The 2,737-nt window shown below is 70.3% G+C and carries 3 protein-coding genes; 2 read left to right on the top strand and 1 reads right to left on the bottom strand.

Translation table 11 applies throughout. From position 1 onward, the window contains the following. Positions 1-132: 132 nt before the first annotated feature. Positions 133-918 carry an SDR family oxidoreductase gene (locus G6027_RS08330; RefSeq protein WP_182636765.1) on the bottom strand — a complete coding sequence of 262 codons (786 nt, stop codon included), beginning with the start codon at positions 916-918 and terminating at the stop codon, positions 133-135. 157 nt (positions 919-1,075) lie between these two features. Between G6027_RS08330 and G6027_RS08325 the strand changes: the two genes are divergently transcribed. Continuing rightward, the gene (locus G6027_RS08325) at positions 1,076-2,431 is read left to right on the top strand and encodes an NAD(P)-binding domain-containing protein (RefSeq protein WP_182636764.1); all 1,356 of its coding nucleotides are present in this window, start codon (positions 1,076-1,078) and stop codon (positions 2,429-2,431) included. After that, the coding region (locus G6027_RS08320) for a TetR family transcriptional regulator (protein ID WP_182636763.1) at positions 2,428-2,737 on the top strand (310 nt) is incomplete at its 3' end. The genes G6027_RS08325 and G6027_RS08320, both read left to right, overlap by 4 nt.

Genomic DNA, 2,737 nt, shown 5'->3' with positions numbered 1-2,737 from the left:
CCAGTGCGGCACCGATCCCCGAGCCGCCTCCGGTGACGATCGCGGATCGCCCGGTGAATCCCGGGGCACCGGGGCGACTTCTCCCGCGGCCCGCACCCCGGTGTCCGTTTCTCGCGCGGCCGCAGCCCGGCCTCACGAGAACGCCTTGGTCGCCAGGCCGAGCACATCCGGATAGCGGCGCAACTGGGCGCCGCCGTCGACGGCCAGGTCCTCCCCCGTCATCCAGGGCGAGTCGGCGAGGTAGAGCACCGCCCGGGCGACGTCCTCAGCGGTGCCCCGGTGCGGGACCGCCGCGTTCTCGGCGTACTCCTCGGCGAGCCCGGGGATCTGGAGGACCGGTTCGGTGAGCGGGGTGACGAGGAACCCGGGCGAGACCGTGTTCACGCGGATCCCACGCTCCCCGAGCTCGAGCGCGGCCACCTGCGCGAGCATCACCAGACCCGCCTTGGCGGCGCAGTACGCGGCCATCCCCCGGCCGGGCTGCCGCGCGTTGAGCGAGGCGATGGCGACGATCGAACCGCCCTCGACGACGACCCGACCGGCGTGCTTGAGCACGAGGAACGTGCCGGTGAGACACACGTCCACCACCCGCCTGAACTCCGCGGTGTCGTGGTCGGTGACCAGCCCGAGCGTGCTCACCCCGGCCGTGGTGACGACCAGATCGGGAGTGTTGCCGGAGAACAGCGCCTCCACCGACGATTCATCCACCACGTCGACGACCCTGTGCTCGTGGCCCCGGGCCTCCGCGTCGGCCGGGCCGGCCAACTCAGCCGCGCGCGCCTCGGCGAGGCCGCCGTTGACGTCGGCCACCGTCACCCGCCACCCGTCGGAGGCGAGCTGCCGCACCGTGGCCCATCCGATCCCGGATGCGCCCCCGACCACCACCGCGTGCCGACTACCGGTCGTGTCGTCTGCCATTTCCGCCTCCGTCCGGGATGGGGCCCGGGGCGGGGTGCCCCGTCAGCGCGTGCGGGACGCTGTTGACGCCCGTCAATCCCTGGCCATAATCTAGGACCGCAATGTGATTCGCGCCATAGCTTTCCGGCGCGACGGTCCCCGGCCCGAAGAGGTTTCCATGACACCCACCCCCACTGTCGCCGTCATCGGCGCGGGCATCAGCGGTCTCACCACCCTCAAGATGCTCGACGACTACGGCATCGAGGCGGTGGGCTTCGAGGCCTCCGACCGGATCGGCGGGAACTGGGCGTTCGACAATCCCAACGGGAGCTCGAGCGCGTACCGGTCGCTGCACATCGACACCTCCAAGCACCAGCTGAGCTTCCGGGACTTCCCCATGCCCGAGGAGTTCCCGGACTTCCCGCACCACTCGCAGATCAAGCAGTACCTCGACGACTACGCCGAGGCCTTCGACCTGCTGCGCCGCATCGAGTTCGAGAACCGGGTCCTGCACGCCGAGCGGCTCGAGGGCGGCGGCTGGGAGTTGACCACCGAACGCACCGGCACCCGCCGCTTCGACGCCCTGGTGGTGGGCAACGGACACCACTGGGACCCGCGGTTCGGCGACTTCCCGGGCGAGTTCACCGGCGAGATGATCCACTCGCACGCCTACGTCGACCCGTGGGACCCGCTCGAGCTGCTGGACAAGCGCATCCTCGTGGTGGGCCTGGGCAACAGCGCCGCCGACATCGCGGTCGAGCTGTCCTCCAAGGTGATGCGGAACGAGGTGGTCATCTCCACCCGGTCGGGCGCGTGGATCGTCCCGAAGTACATCGCCGGCAAACCGGCCGACAAGTACTTCGCCACCTTCCCGTTCCTGCCCTACTCGTGGCAGCGCAAGGCCATCCAGGCCATGCAACCGATGTCCGCGGGTCGGCCGGAGTCCTACGGGCTACCTAAGCCCAACCACAAGTTCTTCGAGGCCCACCCCACCCAGTCCGTCGAGTTGCCGCTGCGGCTCGGCTCGGGGGACCTCACGGCCAAGGGCGACATCGCCCGGTTCGAGGGTCGGACCGTGCACTTCGAGGACGGCACGGCGCAGGAGTTCGACGTGGTCATCCAGGCCACCGGCTACAACACCTCGTTCCCCTTCTTCGACGCCGAGTTCCTCAGCGCCGACGCCCACAACCACGTGCCGCTCTACAAGCGGATGTTCTCCCCGGGCATCGACGACCTCGTGATGGTCGGCTTCGCCCAGTCCACGCCCACGCTGTTCCCGTTCGTCGAGGCCCAGGCCCGGCTGGCGGCCGCGTGGGCGGCCGGCCTGTACCGGACGCCGGACCGGGCGGAGATGGAGCAGGTCATCGTGGCGGACGAAAAGAAGTACATCGGGCACATGCTCGACACCCCGCGGCACCAACAGCAGGTGGACTACTTCCTCTACGAGCACGACCTGCGGACCCGCGAGATCCCGGCGGGCCGCGAGCGCGCGGCACGCTCCGGCGGGATGATCCGGACGGCGGCGCACGCGTGAGCGGGAACGGCACCTCCGGCGAGGGCACCAACGGCTCTCCCCGGGGCGACCGGCGACGCGAGGCGCTGCTGGCCGAGCTCGACCGGCAGCTGCGCACCACCCAGCTCGACGACATCTCGGTGGCCGACCTCACCGACGCGGCCGGCATCACCCGCTCGGCGTTCTACTTCTACTTCGACTCCAAGGCCGCGGCGGTGACCGTGCTGCTCTCCTCCATCCAGGCGACCGCCGCCAAGTCGAACGACATGCTGGTGAACTCCGACGGCCGCTTCCGGTCGCGCGTGTCGACCACGCTGAGCCGGCTCA

It is taken from the genome of Dietzia sp. SLG310A2-38A2 (assembly GCF_014145095.1).
GTDB lineage: Bacteria > Actinomycetota > Actinomycetes > Mycobacteriales > Mycobacteriaceae > Dietzia.
Note: the sequence above shows the minus strand (reverse complement) of the source record. Positions and strands in the feature narration are given on the sequence as shown.